Source organism: Pelagibacterium flavum (genome assembly GCF_025854335.1).
Classification (GTDB): Bacteria; Pseudomonadota; Alphaproteobacteria; order Rhizobiales; family Devosiaceae; genus Pelagibacterium; species Pelagibacterium flavum.
Window position 1 is genome coordinate 933,842 of sequence record NZ_CP107716.1, and the last position, 26,982, is coordinate 960,823.

Sequence of the window (26,982 nt, forward strand, 5' to 3'; positions counted from 1 at the left end):
CACTATAGGCGTGCAAGGACCAGTGCAAGACGGCGCGGGGGAAAACGGGGAGCGTCTCGTCTTCGAGGGGCCGCTGCTGATCGTGGGTGGGGGCGAGGTCGATCCTGGTATGCTGGCCGCACTCGCCGAACGGGCTGCGGGGCTGGTGGGCGCCGATCGGGGCGGGGACATCCTGATGGCGGCGGGGCTTGTGCCCGATGCGGTGATCGGGGATATGGATTCGGTGGCTGACCGGACACGATTTCCGGCCGGAACGATGATCGTTGCGCTGCCCGAACAAGATACAACCGATTTCGAAAAGTGCCTTTATTCGACACGCGCACCGCTGACGCTGGCGCTGGGGATGACGGGCGGGCGGTTCGACCACACGCTGGCGGCGCTGCATGCGGTGGCGCGCCATGCGACGGAGCGAAAGATTATCTTGATCGACGGCCACGATCTGGCGATGGGGGTTGCCGGTTCGATCAGTCTCAGGGTCGGCGCAGGAGAGCGGATATCGATCTATCCGCTGGGGCGGACGCAGTTCGCAGGCTCAAAGGGTTTGCTCTACCGGCTCGAGGGGTTGGAGATGGTGCAGGGGCAAACGATCGGCACGTCGAACAGGGCTACCGAGGATGTCATTGAAATCACGGTGGCACCGGGGGTGCAGGACCCCTGGCTGTTGATCGTGGACAAACGATTGCTGGACGCTATCTTGTAGCTGGCGGTTCCATCGGGGTTGCCAGGATCTTATCGACCCGGTGGCCATCCATATCGACCACTTCAAGCCGCCAGCTTCCCGCCTCGAGCACTTCACCGGTCCTGGGAAGATGCTGGAGCCTCTCGATCATGAAGCCTGCAAGCGTCTGATAGTTGCGGTGTTCGGGCAGGACCAGTCCGAGCCTATCGGACAGGTCGTCGACCATCAGGCTTCCAGCCAGAAGCCATGAACCGTCATCTCGCTGGACCGCCTGGTCGGTTTCTCCCTCTTCGAGATCGGACCGGAACACACCGGCGATGGCTTCAAGAAGGTCGGTGGGGGTGACGATGCCATCAAAGTGCCCGTATTCATCAAGGACCAGGGCCAGGGGAAAATCCGCCCGGCGAAGCAGGTTGAGCACATCGAGCGCACCCAGCGTGTCGGGAATGACCTGGGGCTGGCGCAACAATTTTTTCAGCGCCGCGTGATCGGCGGGCTGGGCCGTGAGATAATCGCGCACCACCAAAACGCCAACGATGTTGTCGAACTCCCCACTGGAAACGGGCAGACGCGAATGACGGACCCGCGCCAATTCCGCTCGGATGGTCTCGAAATCATCATCGAAATCGAGCATTTCGACGTCGGTGCGCGGCGTCATTATCGAGCGGGCGCGACGGTCCGACAGGCGCAGTACGCCTGCGATCATGCGCTTTTCATCACGCTCGATGACGCCGGTTTCCGCTGCTTCGGCAACGATCGATTTGATCTCTTCTTCCGTGATGCGGTCTTCACCGGTATCGCTGCGGCCAAGCAGTCGCAGGATCAGGCGTGTCGACGCATCAAGGAGCCAGACGAGGGGCGCTGCGATTCGCGAGAGAATCTGCATGGGTCGGGCGATGACACATGCCACCCGTTCGGCGTTGCGCAGAGCAAGCTGTTTGGGCACGAGTTCGCCCACCACGACCGATAGGTAGGTGATGATGGCCACCACGCCGCCATAGCCGAGCGCAGAGGCAGCGGGACCGGGCAAGCCGGCATCGAGCAAGGCCCGGACGAGCACGCCGCCAATCGTGGCGCCCGAAAATGCGCCAGCGACGATGCCGATCAGGGTAATGCCGATCTGCACGGTGGATAGAAAGCGGCCGGGGTCATCAGCCAGTTGCACGGCAGCCGAGGCGCCGGGCTGGCCCCGCTCGGCCATCGACCGCAGCAGGGGTTTGCTGGCGGACACGATGGCGAGTTCGGACATGGCGAAGACGCCATTGAGCAGGATCAGGCCTGCAACGATAGCTATCTCAATCATGTGAGACGGATCGGCCTTTCGGCTGATCCGATTTCATCTTTCAGTTGCCTTCGGAGGTCCGCACAATGAGGACAGCTGGACCGCGCGTCAATGGGCCGCCTGCGTTCTGGCGGCCTCCTTGACGGCGTCCTGTACTTTTTCAAAAGCGCGAACCTCGATCTGGCGGATACGCTCGCGAGAGACGTCGTATTCCTGAGCCAGCTCCTCGAGGGTCGACGGGCTTTCCTGCAGGCGGCGGGCCTTGAAGATGGCCTTTTCACGGTCGTTGAGGACTTCCATGGCGCCTTCGAGGAGGCCCATGCGCTCGTCATATTCCTGGCTCTGGCCGAGAACTTCTTCCTGATCGGGCACATCGTCGATCAGCCAGTCCTGCCATTGGCTGGTGCCTTCGTCCGCGCGCATGGGCGCGTTGAGCGAGGCATCGCCGGTCAGGCGCTGGTTCATCGAGACCACGTCATCCTCGGTCACGTTGAGGGTCGTGGCGATTTGCTTGATCTGGTCGGGATGAAGGTTGCCGTCCTCGAGCGCTGCGATCTGGCCTTTCAGCCGGCGCAGGTTGAAGAACAGACGCTTCTGGGCGGCTGTCGTGCCGATCTTGACCAGCGACCAGGAGCGAAGGACGTATTCCTGGATCGAGGCGCGAATCCACCACATGGCATAGGTGGCAAGACGGAAGCCCTTATCGGGCTCGAAGCGTTTGACCGCCTGCATGAGGCCGACATTGCCTTCCGAGATCACCTCGGAAATGGGCAGGCCATAGCCGCGATAGCCCATGGCAATCTTGGCCACGAGGCGCAAATGGGACGTGATGAGTTTCTGGGCCGCCTGGGGATCGGAATGCTCCTTGTACCGCTTGGCGAGCATAAATTCCTCGTCAGGGTCGAGCATTGGAAACTTGCGGATTTCCTGCAAATAGCGATTGAGCCCGCTTTCCGAGCTAAGCACAGGAAGATTGGATTGGGCCATTTCTAGCACCCCCTCTCGTAAACCCCCGGGTGTCCCCGGCGGGTTGTGGTCCGCATCGACGCCCTTTGCGGCACGTTTGCGGACATAATCGGAGTGAATATAGGTCTGATTTTGGCGATTACACCCCTGTTCCGCGAAAATATGGTATTCGCGGAATGCATGGTCTGGTGGCCGATGTTTCAGCCCTATAACGCAAAAGGCGCCAGCTTCGTTGCGAGGTCTGCGAGTTCAGGGGGGAGTGGGCTTTCGAACCTGAGCGTTTCGCCCGTCACCGGATGGGCAAAGCCAAGGATTGCGGCGTGAAGCGCTTGCCGGTTCAAGGACCTGATGGCCTGCCGGACCTGTTCGGGCACCGTATTAATCTTTGTTGCAAAGGCTGAACCATAGACGCCGTCTCCGATCAGCGGATGGCCGATATGGGCCATATGCACGCGGATCTGATGGGTGCGGCCGGTCTCGAGCTGGCATTTGACCTGTGCGATTGACCATTTTTCGTTACTGAAGCGGCTTTCGACGCGAAAGTGGGTGATAGCTTCCCGTCCCTCTCGGGGGAGAACCGATTGCTTGAGCCGGTTGTGGGGATCGCGACCGATCATGGTTTCGACGGTGCCGACCAAGGGATTGGGGACGCCCCAGACGAAAGCGAAGTAGGCACGTTCCAGTGGGCCGGTGCGGCCATGATCGGCAAACTGGGCGGCGAGCCCGTTATGAGCCAATTCGGTCTTGGCGGCGACCATGACGCCCGAGGTGTCCTTGTCGAGCCTATGGACGATGCCGGGGCGTTTGACCCCGCCAATGCCGCGCAGGCTATCGCCGCAATGGTGGATGAGGGCGTTGACGAGGGTTCCGTCCTCATTGCCCGGTGCGGGATGAACCACCATGCCTGCGGGCTTGTCGATGACGATGAGATATTCGTCCTCGAAGAGGATGTTGAGCGCGATGTCCTGGGGCTGGGGTTCGGCCTCGACCGGTTCGGGGGCGGCGAGAGTGATGGACTCGCCGGTCCTGACACGATATTTGGGCACATCGTTGGTCGTCCCATCCACGCTGACCGCACCGGTAAGGATCAAGTCCTTGATGCGGTTGCGCGAAAAGAGGGGGAAGCGGGCAGCCAGAAATGCATCGAGCCGCGTCCCGGCCTCGGTTTCGAGGACGGTGGCGTCGTGCCTATCCTGTTGGAGCTGACTGCCCGCCATGACCGACCCTCAAACCAATTTCGACAAGGACGAGCCCCAGAGCCCGGAGGCCGAAGCGGTGATGGCCAAAGCCCGCCGGCGGGCAGGCCTATCCATGCTCGTCATGATGGTGGGGTTTATGGCTGTTGTGCTGGCCGTTGTCTATCGTCTGGCCACCATGGGCGGCGAGGTGACCGATCAGTACGCATTGCAGTCGATCGCCCTGCCCGAAGGCGCGCAGGTCATTTCGGCGCAGGTCCAGGACGGGCTGGTGACTGTCACCTATGGCGCAGAGGGCGGGCAGGCGATCCGGATTTTCGACGGGGAAACCGGAGAGATGGTGCGCGAGATTGCTGTGGTGGCTCAATAGTCCTAGCAATCCGGCACGGCGACGCTTAGCCCGCCGAGTGAGGTTTCCTTATAGCGTTCGTCCATGTCCTTGCCGGTTTGGCGCATGGTCTCGATGCAGGCATCGAGTGGAACGATGTGGCTGCCGTCGCCCTGCATGGCGAGGGACGCCGCTGCGACGGCCTTGACTGCACCGAGCCCGTTGCGCTCGATGCAAGGGACCTGGACGAGGCCCTTTATGGGATCGCAGGTCATGCCCAGATGATGTTCGAGAGCGATTTCGGCGGCGTTTTCGATCTGGGCATTGGTGCCGCCGAGCGCTGAGCACAGAGCGGCGGCGGCCATGGCCGAAGCAGATCCGACTTCGCCCTGACAGCCGACTTCAGCGCCCGAAATGGATGCGTTGTATTTGATGAGCCCGCCAATCGCTGCGCCAACCAAAAGCATTTCGGGGATTTTTTCGCGCGTGGCGCCTGGCACGTGGGAGAGATAGTAACGCAGGACGGCGGGAAAAACGCCTGCGGCACCATTGGTGGGCGCGGTCACGACCTGTCCACCGGCTGCGTTTTCCTCGTTGACGGCCATGGCATAGGCCGCAAGCCAATCGATGGCCGAATGAAGCGGCATATCGTTGGCGCCGGACTTGCCGGAAAGATTTTCGTAAATGGCGCGGGCGCGGCGCTTGACCTTGAGGCCGCCGGGGAGTTCGCCGGTGGCGGCAAGGCCGCGGGTGATGCAGGCGTCCATGACCTCCCAGATGCTGATCAGGCGTTCCGAGAATGCCTCGCCATCAAGTCGGGCGCATTCGTTGCGGCGCTTCATTTCGGCGATGGAGAGATTGGCGGCTTTGCCCATCTCAAGCATCTGGTCGGCATTGGCGAAGGGGAAGGGGACATCGTCAGCCGGGGTGGCGGGCATGTCCCCCGCTTCGATTTCCGCGAGGGTTTTGACGAAGCCGCCACCGATGGAGAAATAGGTTTCCTGTGCGATTATCGTTTCATCGGCATCGAGCAATGCGAAGCGCATTCCGTTGGGATGGGTGTCGAGCCGTGTCTTGCGGTCGACGATCAGGTCGGTTTCGGGATCGAGCGCGATGGTTCGTTGGGGGGCGAGTTCAATGGTCTTGCGGGTGGCGAGTTCTGCAAGGGCCGTTTCGACTTTGGTCCGATCATAGATCTCGGGCTCAAAGCCCAGGCAACCGGCAAGCACGGCCGCGTTGGTGCCGTGGCCAACGCCGGTAAAGGCGAGCGAGCCATAAAGGGTGATCTGCAGGCGTGCGCCTTCAGGTGGTTCGATGGCGCGGATGGTCTCGAGAAAGCGCGCGGCTGCGAGCATCGGGCCCATGGTGTGGGACGATGACGGGCCGACGCTGACCTTGAACACGTCAAAAACCGAGACGAACATGCCAGGCCATCTCCTGCGCGGTCGAGTGGTTCGTTATCGGCTGAGGGAATAGAAAATTATTGCGCCCGTCAAGCTGACATTGGCGAATTCATTGCGCCTTTGTCAGCGATCATAGGTCGAAATCTGTGCTTTGGTCGCCTTTTCGCGCCAAATCGTTTCAAAGAGCGCGCGGAAATGTTCGGGCGTGAGACGATCCATGCGGATCAAGACATAGCGGTAGTCGCGATAGTGGTCGGTAATGAAGAACAGGTCGGGATCGGCTTCGATCAGCATGTCGCGTTCGCCGATCGAAGGGCGCTGGAGGGCCAGAATGCCCGGCTCGCGCTCACGCAGCAGAAATTTGGTGCCCAGTTTTATGGAAGGTGTGCCGTGGGTGGTGGATCGGACGGCACCGGGAAAGGATGAGGCAATTGCAAAGACGTCATTGAAATCCATGACGTCTTCTCGTTTCAGAGCATTTCTGCGTTTCCTGGAATCGCTTCAATTGCTCTAAGCCTTTGTTTTGTCGCGCTTCCGAACCGGATAAGTGGTGCCCACTCTGGAAGCACCCTAGCGGCGGTAGCGCAGGCGTCCGATTTCGTCGAATTCGGCCTGTTCGCGCTTTTGCTGCTCGTCTTTTTCGCGCTGGTGTTCGCGGGCGTCGAGCAGTTCGACTTTCTTGAGGTCCTCGATGGCTTCGGCCAGTTCGTCCTGGGCGGCTTCGAGTTTGCTCTTCATGTCCCCGGCCGAGGTCAAGAGATTGTCGCGGCGGGTGATGGCGGCCTTGGCGAAGGTGGAATAGGCAAAATGGGCGATGTCGGAAATGCCGGTCTTTTTGTGCTCGATGTCGATCTGCTGGTCGAGTTCGGCGGCCATGCGCTCGAAATCGGCAACCATGGTCTCGATCTGGAGGACCTGACGGCGCTTCTCGTCCACCTGAAACTTCTTCAACCGGATCAGGCTCGCGCTCTTGGACTTCATGACTTGTACTCCTTACTCATCAAGCCGTATCCCCCGCGCCTGCCGTTCCCAGAATCGTCGCCAGCAGATTGTAGCCGTCGGCGATATTGGTCCGCTCATCCGAGTGCTGGCTCAAAAACGCCTCCAGCGCCGGGTTGAGCGCGATGGCGCGGTCAACCTTGGGATCCGATCCTTTCCGGTAAGCCCCTAGCCGGATCAGTTCCTCCATGTCGGCGTAAACCGACATCAACTCACGCGCCTTGCTCAAAGTGGGCCGGAAATCCTCCGGCACGCATCCGGGCATGGTGCGCGAAACAGAGCGAAGAACATTGACGGCAGGATAGCGTCCCCGTTCGGCAATGGATCGCTCCATCACAATATGACCATCGAGAATGCCGCGAACGGCGTCCGCAATGGGCTCATTGTGATCATCACCTTCCACCAAAACGGTAAATAGACCGGTAACAGAGCCCGAATTAACCAAACCGGGACCGGCGCGTTCCAACAAGCGTGGCAGTTCGGTGAAGACTGTGGGCGGATAGCCCTTGGCGGTGGGCGGCTCGCCGGTGGCCAGACCGATTTCGCGCTGAGCCATGGCGAAGCGGGTGAGACTGTCCATCATGCACAATACGCGCTTGCCCTGATCGCGGAAATGTTCGGCCAGGGTGACGGTGAGGTAAGCGGCCTGGCGGCGCATCAGCGCGGATTCATCGGAGGTTGCGACAACGACGATGGCTTTTTTCATGCCTTCTTCGCCGAGCTGTTCGGTGATGAACTCCTGGACCTCGCGACCGCGTTCGCCGATCAGGCCGATGATTGAAATGTCCACATCGGTGTTGCGCGCCAGCATGCTCATGAGGACCGATTTGCCAACGCCCGAGCCGGCGAAGATGCCCATGCGCTGGCCATCGCAACAGGTGGTGAAGGTGTTAAGGCACCGAACCCCGAGATCGATGGGGCCGCCAACGCGACCGCGCTCATGGGCGGGCAGGGGGAGATTGCGCAACGGGTAGGGGTCAGCGCCGCGCATCAGCGGTGCGCCGCCGTCGATTGGTTTTGCTTCGGCGTTGAGGACGCGTCCGAGCCAGGATTTGTCGGGATAAACGGCGCCATCATGGCCCGCAAACACTGCCTTGCAGCCCAGCCTTACACCCTCGACGGGGCCGAAGGGCAGGCAGAGAGCGAGACCGTCGCGGAAGCCGATGATCTCACAGGCAAGGGGTGAGCCGGTCTGGGTTTCGATGGTCACGCGTCCGCCAACGCGCAATTCGCGCACCGGACCGACCACTTCGATCAAGAGGCCCTGCACAGTCTTGACGCGTCCAAAGACCTCGATCTCGTCAATCGCTTCAATGTCGGAGATCAGGGACTGCACCGTGGCGTCTCCAGTGGTCATGATTCGCACCCAGAATTGGCCACATTGGTAACTCATCCTTAAGGTTATGGCGATATTGCCGAAGTTGAGCAAATTTTTTCGCTGCGCGTCGGCGCGCGTCCGCTTACCCCTTCCAGCCCCGGTTCAATGAGTCTCAAGAGTCGCTTGAAGGGCTTTCTTAACGTTGTGCATTAAGAAAAAAAATTTCCATTTATTCTTATATTTCAACGAGTTAACACCTTGTTCAGTTAATGCAACTCGCATATTGCCCGACTGAATTAAACTTTGTTAACTAATTACCGGTAGCTTCGAATCGTACCCAGTAGGGTTTGGTTAAGGGCGTCGGGATCGAGCTGAGCGCCCGGTCCCAGGCAGGGACTTGTTGGATTTAAGGGGATTGGCATGCGTGTGCTCTTGATAGAGGACGACAGCGCGACAGCGCAGAGCATCGAACTGATGCTCAAATCCGAGAGTTTCAATGCGTACACCACCGACCTCGGAGAGGAAGGTGTCGATCTGGGCAAGCTCTATGATTACGACATCATTTTGCTTGATCTCAATCTGCCGGATATGAGCGGGTATGAAGTGCTGCGCACGCTGCGCGTTGCGAAGGTTCAGACTCCCATCCTTATCCTATCGGGTCTGGCAGGGATCGAAGATAAGGTACGCGGCCTGGGCTTTGGAGCCGACGACTATATGACCAAGCCGTTCCACAAGGACGAACTGGTTGCCCGCATCCACGCCATCGTGCGCCGGTCCAAGGGCCATGCGCAGTCGGTCATCAATACCGGCGACCTCAGCGTCAATCTCGATACCAAGACCGTCGAAGTGGGTGGCCAGCGCGTTCACCTGACGGGCAAGGAATATCAGATGCTCGAGCTCCTCTCGCTCCGCAAGGGTACGACGCTCACCAAGGAAATGTTCCTCAACCATCTCTATGGCGGGATGGACGAGCCGGAACTGAAAATCATCGACGTGTTCATCTGCAAGCTGCGCAAAAAGCTTTCTGTGGCTACAGCCGGCAAGAATTACATCGAGACTGTCTGGGGCCGCGGCTATGTGCTGCGTGAGCCCGATGAGAACGAATTGGCCGAAAGCGCCTGATCGGTTCTTACAAGTCCCCAATTGGAAAGCCCGTGCGATCCCCTCGCGCGGGCTTTGTCGTTTCAGATGATTTCGGCGTTTGCTGGCCGGTCCTTCGCTTCGCAGAAATCCTCTAAGTCTATGCTGAGTCACGCGTCCGAACCGGCAAAGTAGTGCCTTTTATCCGGGCGCGCTCCGGGGCTCAGACCACGAGCTTGCGATAGAGGTGCCAGGTCGCGTGCCCGAGCATCGGTAGGGCGATAGCGAGACCGACAAACAGCGGTAGCGAAGCGGCAAACAGAACGATCGCGACCACGAGACCGAATATGGTCAGCTGCAAGGGGTTTGTGGCGAAGGCGCGCACCGAAACCACGACGGCGTCGCCCGCGCTTCCGCCGCGGTCGACAAGCAAAGGGAAGGCGATCGCGGTTGTCGCCAGCACGAAAAACGCAAAGCCCAGCCCGACGAGGTTGCCCCAGAACAGCAGGCTCCAGCCGCGCGCGGTCGTGAAGGTCTCGCTGAGCAGGGCCATGAGCCCGGCAGGCGGGCTCGATGCAAAATGAGCGTCGTAGATGGCGCCGGCTGCGGTCAGCCAGAGCACAAAAACCAGGGCCAACATAGCTCCCACGGCAACAATGGCGCCTATGGAGCGATGTTTGAGTACGGCAAAGGCGTGACGGGGGCTGTCGTCCTCGCCCTGTTCACGCCGCCGACTGAGTTCGTAAAGGCCGACTGCGGCGAGCGGACCAATCAGAGCGAAGCCGGTCGCCAATGGGTAGAGCAACGGAAATGTCGCGCCGCCTGCGCTCCAAACGGCCAGCACAATGCCGACTGCCGGATAGATGAGGGCCAGAAACAGGTAATGGGAGGGGTGGCGCCAGAAATCGGATACGCCCCTACCAAGCGCGTCGAACACGTCGGCTGTCGAAATTGTGCGGATGGCGTGTTCCGGCGCATCCGATTGGGCAAGGGCGGGATTGGGATACACAGGCATGCTTATCTCCTCGGTTCACATGGAGCGCGATGCCTCGCATTTCCCCCGAGGGCGGGCATGCCGCGCTGCACGGAGCGTTGCCATTGTCCGCAACGCAACGGTTCGAGCATACAACAATTGGCGGGATGTGGGATTCCCCGTCACATATATGTGTGCGGGTTCAGACGAAGGGCTGGAATTTGGATTCCAGCATCTGCTGGTCAAAGGGCTTGAGCATGTGATCGTTGGCGCCGGCCTTGCGTGCCATGGCGATATGGCCAATGTCGCGCTCGGCCAGGCAATAAACGATCCTGGGCTTGTCGCCGCCGGTATAGCCGCGTAGGGCCTTGAGAAATTCAAGGCCGCTCATGATGGGCATCTGCCAATCGAGCAGGATGACGTCGGGCATCTCCTGGGCGCACTTTTCGTACGCTTCCTGTCCGTCCTCGGCCTCGTCGACAATGAAGTCCATGTCTTCGAGAATACGCCGCGCGACTTTGCGGATCACGCTGGAATCATCAATGATCAGGCACGATTTCATAGGGTCCATCCCTCAGCTTCCCGGGCGAGTTGTACCCGGAACTGGAGGGAGTTTACGGCCACAATGGTTAGCGAATGGGAAAGGCGTGCCATTTCGGCTCGCCAAACCCTGATGCCCACCCTGGGCTAGTCGATAGTGTGTGAAAGCGGATCGGCGGTGAAGCGCAGGATTTCGCCGTCCAGCGCGAGATTGAGCCCCATATGCGTGAGGCGCGCGAGGACACCGGTATAAAAGGGCTGGATGCCCCGGGCGTCAACACTGCCATCCTCGGGTGTGCCGGCAAGAAGGCCCTGCACGGCATTGGGAATGAGGGTCTTGGGGCCGGTTGCGGTGATCGTGAAGCTCTCGGCTCCGGCTTCACCTTCCACTTCGACGGTGACCGTGCCGCCACGCGGAACGCCGGCGACAACGATCAGCAGCATGTTGAGCAGCAGCTTGGCCTTGTTCTTGGGAAGGAGCATGGGGGCGACCTTCCAGTCGAGGTCCGCCTTTTCCCCGGCCATCAGCAGCGTTGCAACGCGATCGGCCTCGCGGGTGTCGATATCGGTGCCTGCGGTCGAGGACGCGCCGAAGGCGAGGCGGGCAAATTCGAGCTTGGCGCGAGCCTGCCGGGTCGAATTTTCGATCAGTTCCTTGGCAAAGGTCTGCATATCGACCTGGGTGGGGTCGGCGAGCACTTCAAGCCCATTGCCGATGGCACCCACGGGATTGATGAGGTCGTGGCAGACACGCGAGCACAGCATCGCGGCAAGGTCCGGCGCGCTCAGTTCGACAATGCTCGTCATGGCCAAGTTCTCGCTTTTCGTTGTTCGAATCAATTTTAAAGGCACTTTACTGTGCAGGTGGGGCAGGGCAACGCCAAGTTTATCGTGTCCAGCGGCTCTATTGACTTTGGGCGGCCCGACGATCGGGCAATGCGTTCCAGTTTACGGCCGCCGTGGCCAAAGCAGGGCCGGGAGCCATATCGAAGGCGGCACGGTTGCCGATGGAATAAAACAGCATCAGGCGTCCGCCGACTATGCGGAAAATTTGCGGATTTCCGTCGGAAAGGTGTCCACGGGCCATGGCCATGGCGCAATGGCCGCCAAAAACGGGTGCATAGATTTCCGGGTTGGCGGCAAATATGTCCCTATTGGCAGCCGAGACGAAATACCAGGTGACCCCGTTCCACTCCAATTCGTTGACCGGGGTTCCCTGCAATGCGGCGTTCTCGGTAAAATAGGCAACCGGGTCAAAGCCCGAAAGCGCGACGCCGGTCAGGGCATTGGTGATAATGGACTTTTCCTGCGCGGGCGCCGCCGTCGCAAAGCCCAGCGCGAGAAAAAGCAGGCAGAAAGTCGCGTAAGACTTTGTAAGGGTTAAGATTTGTTTACCTATTTGCCGCATTATCGCTCAATGAACCGCTATGCTGTTGGGGGCGGGCCGGTCAATCCTAGCGCAGGGCCGTTTGGCCTTGGTTAACCGGTACGCATATCGCGAAATTTTTACGCGCGAAGTGGGAGCACATATTTTGATGATGAATCGCTTCTTGGCGGCACTGGTTCTTTCCCTGGGCCTTGCTTTCGGCGCCGCTCCGGCAAACGGCCAGCAGGGGTCGCTGTCGGACACCTATTCGAGTGACGAGATTCTTTCGGCAGGGCATCAGTTCTTCGGGTCTGTCGCCCAGGGGCTGGCCTCTGTGATCGAGCAGGCATTCGAGCAGTACGGCCAGCCAAATGCCTATATTCTGGGTCAGGAAGGCGGCGGTGCGCTGTTTATCGGCGCCAAGTATGGCGACGGAACCATGTACACCCGCAACGCAGGCACCCATCAGGTGTTCTGGCAGGGCCCGAGCCTGGGGCTCAATATCGGCGCCGACGGCAGTCGTGTGATGATGCTCGTTTACAATCTGCCTTCGGTTGAATCGATCTATGACCGCTATCCGGGCGTCGAAGGTTCAATCTTTGCGGTTGGTGGCATCGGCATGACGGCACTCAAGCTCAACGACGTCTATGTGGTCCCGATCAGTTCGGGCGTGGGGCTACGGGCCGGCGTGGCCGTGGGTTATCTCAATTTCACGCGTGAGCCTACTTGGAACCCATTCTGATCCCGAGCAGTTCCGAGGTGGCAGGACGCCCACGGTTATGTCGCAGCTGTGAGATGACGCCTCCGGTTTGATCGAGTAAGGTTACCTGCAAGTGTTGATGGCGCCGGATGGGGTTCGGCGGCATATTATCGGCAGGGCTTCCCGACAGGGGAGAGGCGTATGGTCATTGAGAATGCGATGTATTTCACGCTCGGGTTCCTGGCGGCGGCCTTATTGGCCATCGCCATCGGACCGGCGTTCTGGCGTCGCGCTGTCCGGCTGACCAAACGCAGGATCGAAGCGGCAACACCGGTCACGCTTGCCGAGTTCCGCGCCGACAAGGACAAGCTGCGGGCCGAATTTGCCATCACACTGCGCAAGCATCAGCTCAAGATCGACGCGCTGCGCAACCAGATTTCCGGAAATGTCGTGGCACTCGATGCGGCGATGAGCGAACTGGGAGCGTTGCGCACCGAACGCGACGAGCAATTCGCGGTTATCGGTTCGCTTCAGACCAGGGAGCAGGAGCTGGTGGCCCGCATCCGCGATATTGAGCGTGACGCGGCCACTCTTGCTGCCCGGTTGCGTCAGGCGGACGTGGATTATTCCGATATCGACCCCGACCTTCTGCCCGAAGCGGGCGAGGCAATCACGGCCGAGCAACTGACCGGCGATTATCGTTCCGATGTCGAGGATTTGCTGACGGCGCTCAATATCGAGCGCCAGCGCAATGGCTATCTCGAAGACCAGACCCGCATGCTTTTGGCGCGGCTGGAAAAGAAGAAAAAGAGCGGGCTCAAGGACGAAGCCATCGCCATGTTGCGCGACACGCTCTCCCAGAGCGATTCCGAAAGCGAAGCCCGACTGGGGCTTCGGCGGGCAGAGGCCCGGATTTCGGGTGCCGAGAGCCGTCTCAGTGCACTTCTCACCGAGTCGGCCGTCGAGGAGCAGAAGGATCACGCCGTGGGCGCGCGGCGGCTGCTGGCGGAAGATTTTTCAGAGGCCGAGCAGAGCGAATTGCTCAGGACTGCGGTTGCCGAGGTCGAGGAGGCCATCATGAAGGATTGGGATAGTGCACGGTTTGACGCCGCGGCGCTGCGTTCGCGCCTCGAAACCATCGCGGCGGATGTCTCGAGACTGGTCTATGCCGGCGATGCCGAAGACAGTCCGGCACTGACAGAGAGCCTGTTCGACAAAGTCCGCAAGTTCGCCGCGGACAGTATGGACGTTGAAGACCTCGAGCCGAGCGATCAGACAGCGTCTGGTGGTTCGGTTTCCGATCGCATGCTGGCGATGCGTGATCGGGCCGCGCAGTAAGGTTCATTCCACCGCTCGACGAAATGCCAGCAGGATATTTCCTGTCGGGCCCAAGTGACGGCATTTCCAAACCTTGGCGCTCGCATTCAGTGGGCGTAGCCTCTGCCTTATATCTATGCATCGTGTCTGTTTCGCGATCGCCGACTATGAGGCAAATCATGTCATCCACTACTTCCCAAGTCCGGGCGCGCAAGCCAAAGGGCCCGCTCTATACCAATTTCGGATTCCAGGTGCTGCTGGCGCTGGTCGTTGGCCTGCTGCTGGGGTTGATCGCCCGGCAGATGGGCCCCACCGACGCCGGCGCCAACTGGCTGGTGCAGACGCTTTCGACCGCGGGGTCGAGTTTCGTGCAGCTGTTGCGGGCTATCGTCCCCGTCCTGATATTTACCGCCATTGTGGCTTCTATCGCCAATCTGCGCGAACTCAACAACGCGGCGCGGTTGGTCTGGCAAACCCTGCTGTGGTTTGCGATCACCGCGCTGATTGCCGTTCTGATCGGCATCGCGCTGGGGCTTATCATTCAGCCCGGGCTCAATACCGCAGTCACCGAAGCGGCGGCTCGGGCGCCTTCGCGAACCGGTTCATGGCTCGATTTTCTGACTGGGCTTATCCCTTCCAACGTCCTGGGATTGCAGGCGTCGACCCGGATTACCGATGGCGGAGCGTCCACGAGCCTGAGCTTTAACGTGCTGCAGATCCTCGTGGTTTCCATCGCGGTGGGCATAGCCGCACTCAAGGTGGGCGATGCGGCCAAGCCGTTTCTGGATTTCAATCGGGCGTTTCTCAAAGTCATCCACAAGCTGTTGTGGTGGATCATCCGGCTGACCCCGATCGCCACCGTGGGCCTGTTGGGCAATGCCGTTGCGGTCTATGGCTGGGATACTCTGGCGCAGTTGGGATGGTATGCGGCGGCGATCTATATCGGGCTGGCGATCGTGCTGCTCATTGTCTATCCGACGCTGCTGACGGTCCATGGGCTCAACCCGATCCGGTATTTCCAGGGTGCATGGCCGGCCATCCAGTTTGCTTTTGTTTCGCGTTCATCGGTCGGCACAATGCCGATCACCGAGCGCGTGACGGAGAAAAATCTGGGCGTCCCGCGTGAATATGCAAGCTTTGCCGTGCCACTTGGCGCGACCACCAAGATGGATGGCTGTGCTTCGATCTATCCGGCAATCTCGGCGATCTTCGTGGCGCAGTTCTTTGGCATTCAGCTCGGCATGCAGGAGTATCTGCTGATCGTCTTTGTCTCGGTCATCGGCTCGGCGGCGACGGCGGGCCTTACTGGGGCCACCGTCATGCTGACGCTGACGCTGTCTACTCTGGGCCTGCCACTTGAGGGCGTGGGGCTGTTGCTTGCCATCGATCCCATCCTCGATATGGGCCGTACGGCAGTCAATGTTGCGGGGCAGGCGCTGGTGCCTACCATCGTTGCCAAGCGGCAGGGCATCCTCGACCAGAGCGTCTATGACACCGTTGAGCAGATAGAGGCGCTCGACACGTCTCCGTCGGCGGTGGCCGCACCGGCGCAATAGGCAAGAGGGAGGCCTTCGGCCTCCCTTTTTTACGTGTGCTGATCGTGGACCAGTCTGGCGATAAATCCGATCTTTCCCACTATGGGGTCTGACAGGACGAAGGGATAGGCGTCAGGCAGGCCCATGGAGCGGTTGAGCTCGTTGAGCATGACGCTGACCCCGACCCAGGCTTCGGTCAGGCTTTGGGTATCGGTGGTGCGATAGGGATCGAAATCAACATCGGCGGAGAGTTCGCCAGAGTGGTCGCGCTTCGGTTCGGTGGATACCCCAAGGCTGCGCGCCGTCTCCAGTGTATCGGTGATGTGGAGGTAGTGGGCCCAGGTTTCGGCGAAATCCTCCCAGGGGTGGGAACTGGCGTATGAAGATACGAAGCGTTGCGGCCAATCGGACGGCGCGCCGTTGGCGTAATGGATCTTGAGCGCTTCATTGTAATCGAGGGCATCGTTGCCGAACACCGCTCGACAACGCTCGAGCCAATCTGTTTTGCTCACCAGTAGGTCCCAGTAATAATGGGCGGTCTCGTGACGGAAGTGGCCGAGCAATGTGCGGTAGGGCTCACCCATTTCAGTGCGGCGTCTTTCGCGCTCGGCGTCGTCGGCTTCGGCCAGGGCGATAGTGATGACGCCATTGTTGTGACCGGTCATCACCTTCTCGGCGCCGGTATCGGCAAGGAAATTGAAGGCGAGTCCGCGCTCTTGATCCCCGTCCTTGGTGATCAGCGGGAGATTGAGGCGTATGAGGCTGTAAAACAGGCGCTTTTTTGCCCGCTCGAGTGTCTGCCAATCTGAAAGGTTGCGGGCATCGGAGATGTCGGGGACGGTCTCGTTGTGGCTGCAGGCGATGCAAAGGCCGCCCGTTGGCGCTATCCAGTTGCAGGCGCCGTGTTCGGCATTGGTGCAATAGGGTGCAACGTTCGAAATGGCGACCATGCGGTTGGTGGCCGGATCATAGCCGATCGAAGTGCCGCATTGACCACATGCGCTGTTGTCGAAATAGACGGTCTGGCGGCAGTTCGGGCAGGTGAAAAGGTGCATGGCTGCCTCCGATGGCGTTCGCTGCGGCAACGCCCCTGACGGCGCCCGGTTCCTTTCAGGTCGGCTAGATGCTGCCCACCGTACGCAGCCTGATCCGGGGATGAACCTCGTTCTGGCTCATTACGACAGTCTGGGGACGGAAGCGTTCGATGATGGCCCGCACGTGCGGGCGGATTTGGGGCGAGGTGATCAGGACGGGGATTTCGCCCATCTGGGCGGCGTTTTCGAACCCGTTCTGAATGCCGGCGATAAATTGCTGGAGCTTGGACGGTGCCATGGCAAGGTGGCGTTCCTCGCCTTCGCCCATCATGGCTTCGGCGAAATCGCGCTCCCAATTGGGGGACAGGGTCAAAAGCGGCAGATTGCCGTCCATGCCCAGATTGGCGGCACAGATCTGGCGGGCAAGCCGGGCCCGGACGTGCTCGATGATCTGGCCCGTGCTGCGCGCCGAGCCGGCCACCTCGGCCACACCTTCCAGGATAGTGGGAAGGTCGCGGATGGAGACGCGTTCGGCCAGAAGCCCCTGCAGTACGCGCTGGATGCCCGAGACCGAAATGAGGGACGGCACGATATCTTCGACCAGTTTCTGCTGGTCCTTGTCGAGCCCGGACAAAAGGGACTGGACGTTGGCGTAACTCAAAAGGTCGGCGGTATTGGCCTTGAGCACTTCGGTCAAATGGGTCGAGATCACCGTCGAGGGATCGACGATGGTCAGGCCCTGCACTTCTGCCTCGTCGCGCAGGGCGGCGTCAATCCAGGCAGCGGGCAGGCCAAAGGTCGGTTCGACAGTGTGCTGGCCGGGCAGGGTGATCTTGTTGCCATAGGGATCCATGACCATGAGCTGGTTCGCATGGACCTCCCCATGGCCCGCTTCGACTTCCTTGATCTTGATCTTGTAGATGTTGGGCTCGAGCTGCATGTTGTCGAGAATGCGCACGGCAGGCATCACGAAACCCAGCTCGGTGGCAAGCTGCCGACGCAGTGCCTTTATCTGTTCGGTGAGCCGGTCGGTGCCCGAATCGTCTTCCTTGACGAGGCTGAGAAGGCCATAGCCGAGTTCGAGCTTGAGCTCGTCGATCTTGAGGCTGTCGGTGATCGGGGTTTCGGTGGGGGCCGCGGCAATCTGGCGGGCCTGTTCGACAACCTGTTCCTGTTCGACGACTGCTCTTTGGGCCTTGAGTTTTTTCGCCGATGTCCATGCGAGATAGCCCACGGCACTACCGAGGGTGACGAAGGGGATGAGTGGCATGCCGGGGACCAGCGCCATGGCGAACATGACGCCCGAGCTCATGCCCAGCGCCACCGGATAGGATGTGAACTGGGTGCTGAGCGCCTGATTGGCCGAACCGGAGATACCGGCCTTTGAGACCAGAATACCGGCGGCGGTGGACACGATGAGGGCCGGGATCTGGCTGACCAGACCGTCGCCAATGGTCAAAAGCGAATAGTTGGAACTGGCTTCCTGTATGGTCAGCCCCATCTGCATCGTGCCGATGATGATACCGGCGATGACGTTGATGAAGGTGATGAGCAGGCCGGCGATGGCGTCGCCGCGCACGAATTTGGACGCGCCGTCCATGGCGCCGAAAAACGAGCTTTCGTCTTCGAGCGTCTTGCGGCGGTTCTTTGCTTCGACTTCGTCGATGAGCCCCGCAGACAAGTCGGCGTCGATCGCCATCTGCTTGCCGGGCATGGCGTCGAGGTTGAAGCGGGCGGCGACCTCCGCAATGCGGCCCGAGCCCTTGGTGATGACGATGAAATTGACGATCAGAAGGATGGCAAAGACGATCACACCGATGATGAAGTTGCCGCGGGTGACGAAATTTCCGAAGGCCTCGATGACGTTGCCGGCCGCGGCGGTGCCCTCATGCCCATCGGCGAGAATAAGACGCGTCGAGGCGAGATTGAGAGCCAGCCGGAACATGGCCGAGACCAGAAGTACGGTCGGGAAGGCCGAGAATTCGAGCGGCGTCTGGATGAACAGCGCGGTCATCAGGATCATGACCGAAAAGACCATCGAAAAGGCCAGAAGAATGTCCAGCAGCACCGCCGGCATCGGCAGGATGAGGACAGCGAGGATGATCACAACGCCAACCGCCAGCCCGGCATTGGACTGGCGGATGATCTCGACGATCTCGTTGATGCGGCCCAGAGGGCCCGATGCGGTGGCGGCGGTGGGTTCGGTCATCGTCTGGCGGATGGTTCCCGATGGATTGGGAGGATGGGAGGCAGCGGCAGCCCCCACGCCGCGGCCCAGCCCAGGATGGGGCGGAGCAGCCGGCGGGAGGGGCGCCGCGATTGTCATGCGGCGCTATAGCGGGCTTCACCGGGAGCGGGGATGTCCACCCCCTCATCGGCATATTGATTGAGCTTGTTGCGCAGCGTTCGGATCGAAATCCCCAGGATATTGGCAGCGTGGGTGCGATTGCCCAGGCAATGGCCGAGCGTATCGATGATCAGATCGCGTTCGACATCGGCCACCGTGCGTCCCACCATCGAGCGGGACACGGCATCGGCAGCGGCCGCAGCCTGGCTGGCGAGGGAATGGCTGGCCACAGCGTCCGAAAGGCCCGTGCCATCGGGCATGCGAATGGCTTCGGGCTCGATCACGTCGCCCGATGAGAGGAGTACGGCGCGGTGGAGAGTGTTTTCGAGCTCGCGGACGTTGCCCTGCCAGGGGGCGCGCAGCAATTCGTCGCGCGCTGCCTGGGAGAGGATGCGCTGGGTCAGCCCGTTGGCTGCCGAATACCGGGCGACGAAGTGCTCGGACAACGCGACGATGTCACCGGGCCGATCGCGCAACGCAGGGAGCTTGAGATTGACGACGTTGAGGCGGAACAGCAGATCCTCGCGGAAGCGGCCCTCCTTGACCTCGGTCAGAAGCTCACGGTTTGACGTGGCGAGGATGCGGATATTGACGGGGACCGGCTTGGTGCCGCCGACGCGGTCGATGACTCGCTCCTGAATGGCACGAAGCAGTTTGGCCTGCAGACGGAAATCCATTTCCGAGATTTCGTCGAGCAGCAGGGTGCCGCCATTGGCTTCCTCGAACTTGCCGATGCGGCGGGCGACGGCGCCGGTAAAGGCACCTTTTTCATGGCCGAACAGTTCAGATTCGAGCAGATGCTCGGGGATGGCAGCGCAGTTGATGGAGATGAAGGGCCGGTTGGCGCGCTTGGAGCGGGCGTGCAGATATTTGGCCATGATCTCCTTGCCAGTTCCGCTTTCCCCGGTGATCAGGACCGATGCGTCCGACCCGGCGATCTGATCGGCCAGTTTGACGACCTTTGCCATAGCCGGGTCGCGATAGAGAAAGTCCGAGCTTTCCCGCGCGACGGCCGCGATAACGGCGGCGATCAGTTCAGCGTCGGGGGGAAGAGGAATGTACTCCTTGGCCCCGGCGCGGATGGCGTTGACAGCGGCGGCGGCATTGGTTTCGGTGCCGCAGGCAACGACCGGTATGGCTATGCGTTCAGCGTCGAGGGCAGCGATCAGCGCAGGAATATCGACCATGACGTCGACCAGCAGCAGGTCCGCGCCCTTGCCCGACCTCAGGGACGCCAAAGCGATCTCTATGGTTCCAGCATGAGCGACCTTGGCCCCGCCATCCATGGCCATCTTGGAGGCCTGGCTGAGCTGTCCTTCGAGGGCGCCGATAATCAGTAAGCGCATGGGTGTGGTCTCCTTGCCGGCGGACTAAGGGTTTAGCCGGCCTTGATAATTTCAGTCATGGTGACGCCGAGGCGTCCTTCAACGAGCACGATTTCGCCGCGGGCGACGAGGCGGTCGTTCACATAAATATCGATGGCTTCGCCAACCTGACGGTCGAGTTCGACCACAGTGCCGATGTCCATTTTCAGCAGCTTTGCCACCGGCATCCTGGTTCTTCCTAGAACCACGGAAAGGCGCACCGGCACGTCAAAGACGGCCTCAAGATCGGCAGCTGATTTTTCGCCGCTGCCCTCTTCGTCGTTATCGATATCGGCCAGCATTTCCTCAAAGGAGATGCCGTCGGGTGCGGTCTGGATGTCGTCGTCGCCATCAGCCATGGATCAGTCTCCCTGCTCGACGCCGCGGGCCGCCAGATAGGCGGAGATGCGGGTGTTGATTTCGTTTGATATCGCGTTGATGTCGCGCACCAGCCCCCCATCGGCCCATTCGAGCCTGCCGTCGCCCATGCGAATCTCGGGGTCGCCGAGAACGATCAGGCGACCGGAAAATCCCGAAACCTTCATCCGCTCTTCAGCAATGGCCTTCATTGCGTCGCACAGTTCGGGATGGCAGCGGATGACCAGATGCGGAGCCGCTTCGAGCGAACCCATGCATTCCGATAGCAGGGCTGCCAGCTCGGTCTGCGGCTCGCGTGCGATCAGGTGTGCTGCAAGCTTGCGCCCGACCGAGGCGGCCAGTCCGACAGACTGCCCCAGATGAAGTTTTTCGTAGCCCTCGATGGTCTGCACCATCTCGACGACCTGATTGGCGAGCTTTTCGGCAGATTTGGCCAGGGCCGTGGCCGACTGGGCCTGTATGCTCGATTGTCCGGCTGCAAGACCCTGCCGGTAGCCTTCCTCACGCGCCGCGGCGACCATCTGCTCGAACTCGTGTTCGGGCATGGTCTTGTTGGCAGGCGGCTTGTGGGCCAGATCGAGATCAAAGGTGAATTTGTGGGCGACGCTCACAGGATCATCTCCTCGTCGGCCTTGCCCTTGTTGATGACGATTTCGCCGCGGGCGGCCAGGTCCTTGGCGGTATTGACCAGGCGGGATTGGGCTTCATCGACGTCCTTGAGACGCACGGCGCCCATCGCTTCCATGTCGTCGCGCATCATGCCGGCGGCGCGGGTGGACATGTTGGCAAAGAAGAACTCGCGGGCCGCGTCGGAGGCGCCCTTGAGGGCTAGCGCCATTTCCTTTTTGTCGAAGTTCTGCAGCAGCGTCTGGATGGCTGCGGATTCGAGACGGGTCAAATCGTCGAAGGTGAACATTAACGATTTGATGCGCTCGGCGCTGTCGCGGCTCAGATCTTCCAGCGCCGTCATGAAGCGCGCTTCGGTCTGGCGGTCGAAGGCATTGAAGATATCGGCCATCTGCTCATGGCTGTCGCGGCGCTGGGTGTGGGACAGGGTGGACATGAATTCGGTGCGCAGGGTGGATTCGATCTTTTCGAGGATTTCCTTTTGCACCGGGTCGATGGAAAGCATGCGCTGGACGACGTCAAGCGCCAGTTCCTCGGGGAGCACCGAGAGCACGCGCGAGGCATGGTCGGGCGAGAGCTTGGTGAGGACCACGGCGATGGTCTGGGGATATTCGTTCTTGAGATAGCTTGCGAGAATGTCTTCCTGGACGTTTGAAAGCTTTTCCCAGATGTTGCGTCCCGCCGGCCCGCGGATTTCTTCCATGATCTGTTCGACGCGGTCCTGGGGCAAAAAGGACAGCAGCAAGCGCTCGGTGGTATCGGAATTGCCCGACATCGGCCCGGTCGAAGACACACCCATAATGAACTCGGCGAGCAGTTCATCGAGCATCTGCTGGGTGATTGCGCCAAGCCGAACCATGGCACGCGAGAGAATGCGAATTTCGATTTCGTCGAGTTCCTCGAGGATAGGGCGGCCGAAGTCGGGGCCAAGCGCCAGGAGCAGCGCTGCGGCCTTTTCGTCGCCGCGCATCTGGCGCTGGGTCGCGTCTTCTCCAACCTGAAGCCCTTGCTTGATCGGGTCGGCGTTTTGCGGTGCGTTGGGTTCAGTCAAAGCCATGAGAGTTTTATGCCGCCTCGCTCAGCCAGTCGCGGATGATCAGCGAGGCCTGTTTGGGGTTTCCTTCGACGAGCTCGCCGACCATCTTGAGTGCCTTGACCTGAGATTCGCCGAGCGTTTTTGCTGTTTCCATCCATGCCTCGGTCGCCGCCTCGCGGGCGCGCGCCGCGGCTGCCGGGTCGTCCTGCGGCTCCTGATATTCGGCAGGAACGCTGGCCGCTTCGGGCAGGGCGAGCGGCTTGGGTTCGGGTGCCAGGACCTTTTTGACCAGCGGGCGCATGACGAACAGGACGAGGGCCAGCGCGATGAGCAGGGTCACCGCCATTTCGGCGAACCTCATCAGATCATCGCGATTGAACTCGAATAGTCCCGGTTCGGCGGTTCCCGCTTCGATGCCGGGGCGTTCGGCGAACTGCATGTTGACGACTTCGATCTGGTCGCCGCGATCGGCGTCAAAGCCCATGGCGGTGCGCACGAGCGCTGTAATCTGGTCGAGTTCGGCCTGCGGGCGCGGCTCGTAAATCGCGTTGCCTGCCGCATCGTAAGTATAGACGCCATCGACCACTACGGCGACCGACAAGCGTTTGATCGAGCCTGCCTCTGTGACCTGCGTTTCGGTGGTCGAGGAGATTTCGTAGTTGAGCGTTTCTTCGAGCGAAGACGACGAACTCTGGGTGCCGCCTTCTCCTCCCTGTTCGGTTGCCCCGGGCAGTTCGTTGGCAACAGTCACCTGGCCGGTGCCGCCGGGGCCGGTGGATTGATCGCCGGTCTCAACGGTCTGGGCAGAGCGCACCACCTGTCCGTCGGGATCGAAGGTTTCGGAAGTGCGTGTGGACCGGTTGAGATCGAGTTCGGCGGAGACCTGGACCCGGGCGCGGCCGAGGCCGACGACGGAGGCCAGCAATTCTTCGAGTCGCGAGCGCATACGGGTTTCCACACCCAGCGTGCGTTCTTCGACCGCCTGTGCAGTAATCGATACCTCTCCATCTCCGGACCCCGACGCGAGAAGCGAGCCCGAGCTGTCCACGATCGAGACGGCATTGGGCGAAAGACCCTCGATGGCAGAGGCAACCAAGTGCTGGACGGCGCGGATCTCGCCCGCGGAAAGCTGGCCCCGAACCGTCAGGACAATCGAGGCCGAAGGCTCTTGAATGTCGCGGCGGAACAATTCGCGCTCGGGCAGGACCAGGTGAACCCGTGCGCTCTGGACGCGGGCGAGGCCGCCGATGGTGCGGGCGAGTTCGCCCTCAAGGGCGCGAATGTGATTGATGTTCTGGACGAAGCTGGTGGCGCCGAGCGTCGACTGGTTGTCGAAAATTTCGTAGCCGACCTGGCCACGGGCAGGCAGGCCGTCCTGAGCCAGCGTCATGCGGATCGTCGTGATCTGGTCGCGGGGCACGAGAAGCGTCGCGCCCTCGTTGCGAATCTCATGAGGGATGCCCATGCCGCTCAGTTCGGCGATGATGGCAGCGGAATCGTCGAGTTCCAGATTGGTGTAGAGGGGAGCGAGCTGGGGCGTTGTCGAGCGGACCATGATAAAGGCGAAAAAGCCCAGTATCATAACAGCAACCACGCCCATGGCGGCGATGCGTGCCACGCCGAGCTTGCCCAGCAGTTCCCCCAATTGATTCACGCAGCACCCTCAGCCTAGTCGTTTACTTTTCTTGACGCTCCAGCGGGAGCGCCCAGGAAGAAGGCGCAATCAAATCACCGAGCCCACTGGGCAAAATATGCCTAGCGTATGGTAAACAAGGTGTTAACCAATTCTTGCACAATGCAAAAACGGCAATTTTTGCCGGTCTGAGGTGTGGGAAAAGCAGGGGAAATGCACAAAACCCGCCACGATGACCGTGGCGGGTTTTGATTTAAAAGGCACAAAGACGTGCTGAACGCCTGGTGTTCAGCCTTCCCGATAGTGCTGGATCCAGGTGGTCCGCAATCCGGCAAGCCCATGCTTGTCGATGGCGGCCTGCCAGTTGAGGAACTCGTCGACGCTCAGGGTGTAGCGCTCACAAGCCTCCTCGAGACTCAAAAGCCCACCACGAACGGCAGCGACGACCTCAGCCTTGCGGCGGATGACCCAACGCTTCGTATTCGGAGGCGGCAGGTCGGCAATGGTCAGCGGGCTGCCATCGGGACCTATCACGTACTTCACGCGCGGACGCATTTGGACGGTCATTTTACTCTCTACTCAACCTGACCATAACCAGCGCCCACACTAGCGCAGGTGGCTTAAAATTTGGCTAAGCGGAAACTTACAATCGGTTAAGAGTGCATGCAGAATGCGACGGCAAAACGCATGCGGAGTTAGTGCGCCGCGAGTAAATTCAACGGGATAGGAATGTGTGCCGTCAGGCAGCTTCCTGCTCGGTCTCGGGGGTTTCCGGATCGGCGGCAGTGGAATGAACGGCCGAGATCGATGACAGCGGAATGCGCAAATCGCCGATCAGGATATAGGGCTCGGAGCCGCTGACGTCTACGCCTTCGACAACGCCCTGCATCTCGGTGGTGACCGGAACATAGGTTCCATTGGCATCGCGGGCGTCGATGGTGATCGTGAACTGGCCGGAGGTCAATTTGGTCCCGGACGAGGTCGTGCCGTCCCAGACAATCTGGTCGGTGCCGGCGGCAAGGGACAGGTTTTCGGTATAGACGACGTTGCCGCTGGAATCCTTGATGGTGATGTTGGTGTTTTCGGCTGCCGCATCCACGCGGTAAATCCAGTTTGCCACGCCATCGATAAGATCGGTTGTCGCACCAGAGGCCGTGACCGTTTTGCCAACATAGCTCACGGCCTGGGCGTTGGTCGAATTCTGCGAGGACTGCATCATCGCTTCAAGGAACTCATTTGTCTTGAGCTGCTGTTCTACCGATGTGAACTGCACCAGTTGCTGGGTGAACTGGTTGGTATCAAGCGGCTCGAGCGGGTTCTGGTTCTTGAGCTGGGTGATCAGAAGCTGCAGGAACGTGTCGAAATTGTCGGCGATGGTCTTGCGGCTGGTGCCAAGATCAGAGCTCGACGTCGTTGATGTGCCCGAGACGGAATCGACCATAGCTTAAGGTCCTTATACCCAGAGATTGACGGCATCGAGCCGCGCATAGCCATTTGGGGAAGTCGCCCGTTCGGGCAGGGCCGCAGCGGCCGAAGATGTGGCAGATGCAGCGTCAATGAAGCTCATGCGCCAGGGAGAGCGTTCGGTCTCGCTTCCGCTATTGCCTCCACTTTGCTGGCCAAGTGAAAATTCCAGTTCGGTCTTGCTGGCATCCAGGCCGGCATCGGTCAATGCGCGCTGGAGCGCACGCTGGTCGCGCTGGAGCAGATCGAGGGTTTCGCTGCGCTCGACCGCGAGACGGGCGACAACGTTGCCTGAAGTGTCCATTTCCATACGCACATCGATACGGCCCAACTCGGGCGGATTGAGCCGGATTTCGAACCGGTTGACCCCGTTCTGGACGTGGCGGGAAATCTCGGCTGCGATGTGGGGCAGATTGATCTGCGCTTCAGGACGCTGATAGAGCGCCGCCTCTGGGCGGGTCAGTGCTGCTGGACCCGATGTTGCGGGCTGCGGCTGCCCAGGCTGGATGGTAAGCCCGTCCGGTGTTTCGAGATTGTCCTGCGGAGCAGTTGCGGCCGGGCCGCCTGCGGCACCATTTTGCTGCGTGGTCGATTTTGTCTCGTTGCCGGCGGTCGGCTGAGCGGATGGGCTACTCTGAGCGAGCGAACGTTCGGAATTGCCCGAACCGTCGCTTTTCGGGGCCGCGACCGGTGCTTTTTCGGATGTGTCGGTTGCGCCGCTCTCTTCGGCTTGAGCGGCGATGGTTGCGGCGGGGTTGAGGCGCATTTCGCTTTCAACGTGCTTGAGGGCGATCGTTGCCTGCGACTGCTCATCGGCCATGGCGCTCTGGATGGTCGCAACGTGGCTATCGAGCGTCCTGGCAAGTCCGGTCAGCTGTGCCGCGATTTCGGGTGCGTCATCGCGCAGCGTTTCGGCAATGCGGGACGAGAGCGCCGCAAGGGTATCGAGCGGCTCGAAATCTTCCCCGGTATCCAGCCCAAGTTCGGCAGCGAGATCGGAAAGCGCCGTCAGGGCAGGTGAGCCAAGCGGGGGCAGTGGAGCTCCCTGGTTGAGCAGGTCTTCTATTCCTGCCAGCAGGTTCTCGAGTTCGTCGAGATCTGATTGGTCGATCGGCTCGCCGTCCTTGAGTTTGCCGGACAGCGCAGCCAGATTTTCAAGAAGCACTGATAATTCGGTTCCCAACTCGGCGGCCAGTTCCGTGCCTCCCAGTGGATCGGTCGCTGGGACGGAGGGCGCCAAGCCAGGGCCAATCTGATTGCCAGTGCCGGTGCCGGGCACCGGGCTCTGTTCAAGTGCGATAAGGCTCGAAAAGTCAATTGCGGCACCGGACTGGGTCGCGGATACCGGTTTGGCCGGAATGACGGCGGGCGCGGGGGAAGGTTTTGTTCCGATGCTGATCGCGTTGGTCACTTGGTT

The 26,982-nt window shown here is 60.5% G+C and carries 27 protein-coding genes; 6 read left to right on the forward strand and 21 right to left on the reverse strand.

Features of this window, described 5'->3' with window-relative positions; genetic code table 11:
• Nucleotides 1-22 precede the first annotated feature (22 nt).
• The gene (locus tag OF122_RS04665) at nt 23-700 is read left to right on the forward strand and encodes a thiamine diphosphokinase (protein WP_264226654.1); all 678 of its coding nucleotides are present in this window, start codon (nt 23-25) and stop codon (nt 698-700) included.
• On the opposite strand, the gene OF122_RS04670 is transcribed toward OF122_RS04665, so the two are convergent.
• The 3 genes from OF122_RS04670 to OF122_RS04680 all read right to left on the reverse strand — a co-directional run bounded on the left by OF122_RS04670 (nt 690) and on the right by OF122_RS04680 (nt 4,144).
• A complete protein-coding gene (locus OF122_RS04670) occupies nt 690-1,982 on the reverse strand; it encodes a hemolysin family protein (protein ID WP_264226655.1) in 1,293 nt (430 codons plus the stop codon). The two genes, OF122_RS04665 and OF122_RS04670, sit on opposite strands and share 11 nt — an antisense overlap.
• Nucleotides 1,983-2,069: 87 nt before the next feature.
• The gene (gene rpoH, locus OF122_RS04675) at nt 2,070-2,948 is read right to left on the reverse strand and encodes an RNA polymerase sigma factor RpoH (protein WP_264226656.1); all 879 of its coding nucleotides are present in this window, start codon (nt 2,946-2,948) and stop codon (nt 2,070-2,072) included.
• A gap of 185 nt (nt 2,949-3,133) precedes the next feature.
• Nucleotides 3,134-4,144 carry an RluA family pseudouridine synthase gene (locus tag OF122_RS04680; protein WP_264226657.1) on the reverse strand — a complete coding sequence of 337 codons (1,011 nt, stop codon included), beginning with the start codon at nt 4,142-4,144 and terminating at the stop codon, nt 3,134-3,136.
• Between OF122_RS04680 and OF122_RS04685 the strand changes: the two genes are divergently transcribed.
• Nucleotides 4,143-4,493, forward strand: a complete 351-nt coding sequence (locus tag OF122_RS04685) for a DUF6476 family protein (protein WP_264226658.1) — start codon at nt 4,143-4,145, stop codon at nt 4,491-4,493. The genes OF122_RS04680 and OF122_RS04685 overlap by 2 nt on opposite strands.
• 2 nt (nt 4,494-4,495) lie before the next feature.
• On the opposite strand, the gene OF122_RS04690 is transcribed toward OF122_RS04685, so the two are convergent.
• From OF122_RS04690 to fliI, 4 genes are all read right to left on the reverse strand, one after another.
• Nucleotides 4,496-5,875, reverse strand: a complete 1,380-nt coding sequence (locus tag OF122_RS04690) for an L-serine ammonia-lyase (RefSeq protein WP_264226659.1) — start codon at nt 5,873-5,875, stop codon at nt 4,496-4,498.
• A gap of 102 nt (nt 5,876-5,977) precedes the next feature.
• Nucleotides 5,978-6,310, reverse strand: a complete 333-nt coding sequence (locus tag OF122_RS04695) for an MmcQ/YjbR family DNA-binding protein (protein WP_264226660.1) — start codon at nt 6,308-6,310, stop codon at nt 5,978-5,980.
• Between the two features lie 114 nt (nt 6,311-6,424).
• Nucleotides 6,425-6,835: a flagellar export protein FliJ gene (gene fliJ, locus OF122_RS04700; RefSeq protein ID WP_264226661.1), complete on the reverse strand. Its 411-nt coding sequence runs from the start codon at nt 6,833-6,835 to the stop codon at nt 6,425-6,427.
• A 19-nt stretch (nt 6,836-6,854) separates the two neighbouring features.
• Complete coding sequence (gene fliI / locus OF122_RS04705; RefSeq protein ID WP_264227607.1) at nt 6,855-8,189, reverse strand: flagellar protein export ATPase FliI; 1,335 nt, start codon at nt 8,187-8,189, stop codon at nt 6,855-6,857.
• A 402-nt stretch (nt 8,190-8,591) separates the two neighbouring features.
• Here fliI and ctrA point away from each other — a divergent pair, with 402 nt between their 5' ends.
• Complete coding sequence (gene ctrA / locus OF122_RS04710; protein WP_014131573.1) at nt 8,592-9,293, forward strand: response regulator transcription factor CtrA; 702 nt, start codon at nt 8,592-8,594, stop codon at nt 9,291-9,293.
• A 181-nt stretch (nt 9,294-9,474) separates the two neighbouring features.
• Here ctrA and OF122_RS04715 read toward each other — a convergent pair whose 3' ends face one another.
• From OF122_RS04715 to OF122_RS04730, 4 genes are all read right to left on the reverse strand, one after another.
• Nucleotides 9,475-10,266: a DUF2189 domain-containing protein gene (locus OF122_RS04715; protein WP_264226662.1), complete on the reverse strand. Its 792-nt coding sequence runs from the start codon at nt 10,264-10,266 to the stop codon at nt 9,475-9,477.
• A 160-nt stretch (nt 10,267-10,426) separates the two neighbouring features.
• Nucleotides 10,427-10,786, reverse strand: a complete 360-nt coding sequence (locus OF122_RS04720; protein WP_264227608.1) for a response regulator — start codon at nt 10,784-10,786, stop codon at nt 10,427-10,429.
• Between the two features lie 125 nt (nt 10,787-10,911).
• Nucleotides 10,912-11,571: a histidine phosphotransferase ChpT gene (gene chpT / locus OF122_RS04725; RefSeq protein WP_264226663.1), complete on the reverse strand. Its 660-nt coding sequence runs from the start codon at nt 11,569-11,571 to the stop codon at nt 10,912-10,914.
• A gap of 97 nt (nt 11,572-11,668) precedes the next feature.
• A complete protein-coding gene (locus tag OF122_RS04730) occupies nt 11,669-12,172 on the reverse strand; it encodes a YHS domain-containing (seleno)protein (protein ID WP_264226664.1) in 504 nt (167 codons plus the stop codon).
• 127 nt (nt 12,173-12,299) lie between these two features.
• Between OF122_RS04730 and OF122_RS04735 the strand changes: the two genes are divergently transcribed.
• From OF122_RS04735 to OF122_RS04745, 3 genes are all read left to right on the forward strand, one after another.
• Nucleotides 12,300-12,872 (forward strand): DUF1134 domain-containing protein, encoded by a 573-nt coding sequence (locus tag OF122_RS04735; RefSeq protein ID WP_408636305.1) that lies wholly within the window; start codon nt 12,300-12,302, stop codon nt 12,870-12,872.
• A gap of 159 nt (nt 12,873-13,031) precedes the next feature.
• Complete coding sequence (locus OF122_RS04740) at nt 13,032-14,168, forward strand: coiled-coil domain-containing protein (protein WP_264226665.1); 1,137 nt, start codon at nt 13,032-13,034, stop codon at nt 14,166-14,168.
• Nucleotides 14,169-14,326: 158 nt separating this feature from the next.
• The gene (locus OF122_RS04745) at nt 14,327-15,703 is read left to right on the forward strand and encodes a dicarboxylate/amino acid:cation symporter (protein WP_264226666.1); all 1,377 of its coding nucleotides are present in this window, start codon (nt 14,327-14,329) and stop codon (nt 15,701-15,703) included.
• Nucleotides 15,704-15,732: 29 nt separating this feature from the next.
• Here the strand turns inward: OF122_RS04745 and OF122_RS04750 are convergent, their stop codons facing one another.
• From OF122_RS04750 to OF122_RS04795, 10 genes are all read right to left on the reverse strand, one after another.
• On the reverse strand, nt 15,733-16,737 hold the full coding sequence (locus OF122_RS04750) for a zinc-binding metallopeptidase family protein (RefSeq protein ID WP_264226667.1): 1,005 nt from the start codon (nt 16,735-16,737) through the stop codon (nt 15,733-15,735).
• Between the two features lie 64 nt (nt 16,738-16,801).
• Nucleotides 16,802-18,925, reverse strand: a complete 2,124-nt coding sequence (flhA, locus tag OF122_RS04755) for a flagellar biosynthesis protein FlhA (RefSeq protein WP_264226668.1) — start codon at nt 18,923-18,925, stop codon at nt 16,802-16,804.
• Nucleotides 18,926-19,038: 113 nt separating this feature from the next.
• A complete protein-coding gene (gene flbD / locus OF122_RS04760) occupies nt 19,039-20,409 on the reverse strand; it encodes a sigma-54-dependent transcriptional regulator FlbD (protein ID WP_264226669.1) in 1,371 nt (456 codons plus the stop codon).
• Nucleotides 20,410-20,441: 32 nt separating this feature from the next.
• A complete protein-coding gene (gene fliN, locus OF122_RS04765) occupies nt 20,442-20,729 on the reverse strand; it encodes a flagellar motor switch protein FliN (protein ID WP_264227610.1) in 288 nt (95 codons plus the stop codon).
• Between the two features lie 60 nt (nt 20,730-20,789).
• Nucleotides 20,790-21,416, reverse strand: coding sequence for a FliH/SctL family protein (locus tag OF122_RS04770; RefSeq protein WP_264226670.1), 627 nt, complete (start codon nt 21,414-21,416; stop codon nt 20,790-20,792).
• A complete protein-coding gene (gene fliG, locus OF122_RS04775; protein ID WP_264226671.1) occupies nt 21,413-22,489 on the reverse strand; it encodes a flagellar motor switch protein FliG in 1,077 nt (358 codons plus the stop codon). The genes OF122_RS04770 and fliG overlap by 4 nt, the downstream gene beginning before the upstream one ends.
• A gap of 7 nt (nt 22,490-22,496) precedes the next feature.
• Nucleotides 22,497-24,122, reverse strand: a complete 1,626-nt coding sequence (gene fliF / locus OF122_RS04780; RefSeq protein WP_264226672.1) for a flagellar basal-body MS-ring/collar protein FliF — start codon at nt 24,120-24,122, stop codon at nt 22,497-22,499.
• Nucleotides 24,123-24,389: 267 nt separating this feature from the next.
• Entirely contained in the window at nt 24,390-24,668 is a 279-nt protein-coding gene (gene sciP / locus OF122_RS04785; protein WP_014131558.1) for a CtrA inhibitor SciP, read from the reverse strand.
• A gap of 172 nt (nt 24,669-24,840) precedes the next feature.
• Nucleotides 24,841-25,542 carry a flagellar hook assembly protein FlgD gene (locus tag OF122_RS04790; protein WP_264226673.1) on the reverse strand — a complete coding sequence of 234 codons (702 nt, stop codon included), beginning with the start codon at nt 25,540-25,542 and terminating at the stop codon, nt 24,841-24,843.
• A 12-nt stretch (nt 25,543-25,554) separates the two neighbouring features.
• The gene (locus tag OF122_RS04795; RefSeq protein ID WP_264226674.1) at nt 25,555-26,976 is read right to left on the reverse strand and encodes a flagellar hook-length control protein FliK; all 1,422 of its coding nucleotides are present in this window, start codon (nt 26,974-26,976) and stop codon (nt 25,555-25,557) included.
• Nucleotides 26,977-26,982 lie beyond the last annotated feature (6 nt).

Bases quoted from the DNA above. Each gene is read 5' to 3' on its own strand.
- OF122_RS04720 (WP_264227608.1), bottom strand. From the start codon at position 10,786: ATGAAATCGTGCCTGATCATTGATGATTCCAGCGTGATCCGCAAAGTC.
- chpT (WP_264226663.1), bottom strand. From the start codon at position 11,571: ATGACGAGCATTGTCGAACTGAGCGCGCCGGACCTTGCCGCGATGCTG.
- ctrA (WP_014131573.1), top strand. From the start codon at position 8,592: ATGCGTGTGCTCTTGATAGAGGACGACAGCGCGACAGCGCAGAGCATC.
- sciP (WP_014131558.1), bottom strand. From the start codon at position 24,668: ATGACCGTCCAAATGCGTCCGCGCGTGAAGTACGTGATAGGTCCCGAT.
- OF122_RS04790 (WP_264226673.1), bottom strand. From the start codon at position 25,542: ATGGTCGATTCCGTCTCGGGCACATCAACGACGTCGAGCTCTGATCTT.
- fliN (WP_264227610.1), bottom strand. From the start codon at position 20,729: ATGCTGGCCGATATCGATAACGACGAAGAGGGCAGCGGCGAAAAATCA.
- rpoH (WP_264226656.1), bottom strand. From the start codon at position 2,948: ATGGCCCAATCCAATCTTCCTGTGCTTAGCTCGGAAAGCGGGCTCAAT.
- OF122_RS04715 (WP_264226662.1), bottom strand. From the start codon at position 10,266: ATGCCTGTGTATCCCAATCCCGCCCTTGCCCAATCGGATGCGCCGGAA.
- fliJ (WP_264226661.1), bottom strand. From the start codon at position 6,835: ATGAAGTCCAAGAGCGCGAGCCTGATCCGGTTGAAGAAGTTTCAGGTG.
- OF122_RS04735 (WP_408636305.1), top strand. From the start codon at position 12,300: ATGATGAATCGCTTCTTGGCGGCACTGGTTCTTTCCCTGGGCCTTGCT.
- flbD (WP_264226669.1), bottom strand. From the start codon at position 20,409: ATGCGCTTACTGATTATCGGCGCCCTCGAAGGACAGCTCAGCCAGGCC.
- fliG (WP_264226671.1), bottom strand. From the start codon at position 22,489: ATGGCTTTGACTGAACCCAACGCACCGCAAAACGCCGACCCGATCAAG.
- OF122_RS04690 (WP_264226659.1), bottom strand. From the start codon at position 5,875: ATGTTCGTCTCGGTTTTTGACGTGTTCAAGGTCAGCGTCGGCCCGTCA.
- OF122_RS04670 (WP_264226655.1), bottom strand. From the start codon at position 1,982: ATGATTGAGATAGCTATCGTTGCAGGCCTGATCCTGCTCAATGGCGTC.
- OF122_RS04685 (WP_264226658.1), top strand. From the start codon at position 4,143: ATGACCGACCCTCAAACCAATTTCGACAAGGACGAGCCCCAGAGCCCG.
- OF122_RS04730 (WP_264226664.1), bottom strand. From the start codon at position 12,172: ATGCGGCAAATAGGTAAACAAATCTTAACCCTTACAAAGTCTTACGCG.
- OF122_RS04695 (WP_264226660.1), bottom strand. From the start codon at position 6,310: ATGGATTTCAATGACGTCTTTGCAATTGCCTCATCCTTTCCCGGTGCC.
- flhA (WP_264226668.1), bottom strand. From the start codon at position 18,925: ATGACCGAACCCACCGCCGCCACCGCATCGGGCCCTCTGGGCCGCATC.
- OF122_RS04740 (WP_264226665.1), top strand. From the start codon at position 13,032: ATGGTCATTGAGAATGCGATGTATTTCACGCTCGGGTTCCTGGCGGCG.
- OF122_RS04745 (WP_264226666.1), top strand. From the start codon at position 14,327: ATGTCATCCACTACTTCCCAAGTCCGGGCGCGCAAGCCAAAGGGCCCG.
- OF122_RS04750 (WP_264226667.1), bottom strand. From the start codon at position 16,737: ATGCACCTTTTCACCTGCCCGAACTGCCGCCAGACCGTCTATTTCGAC.
- OF122_RS04680 (WP_264226657.1), bottom strand. From the start codon at position 4,144: ATGGCGGGCAGTCAGCTCCAACAGGATAGGCACGACGCCACCGTCCTC.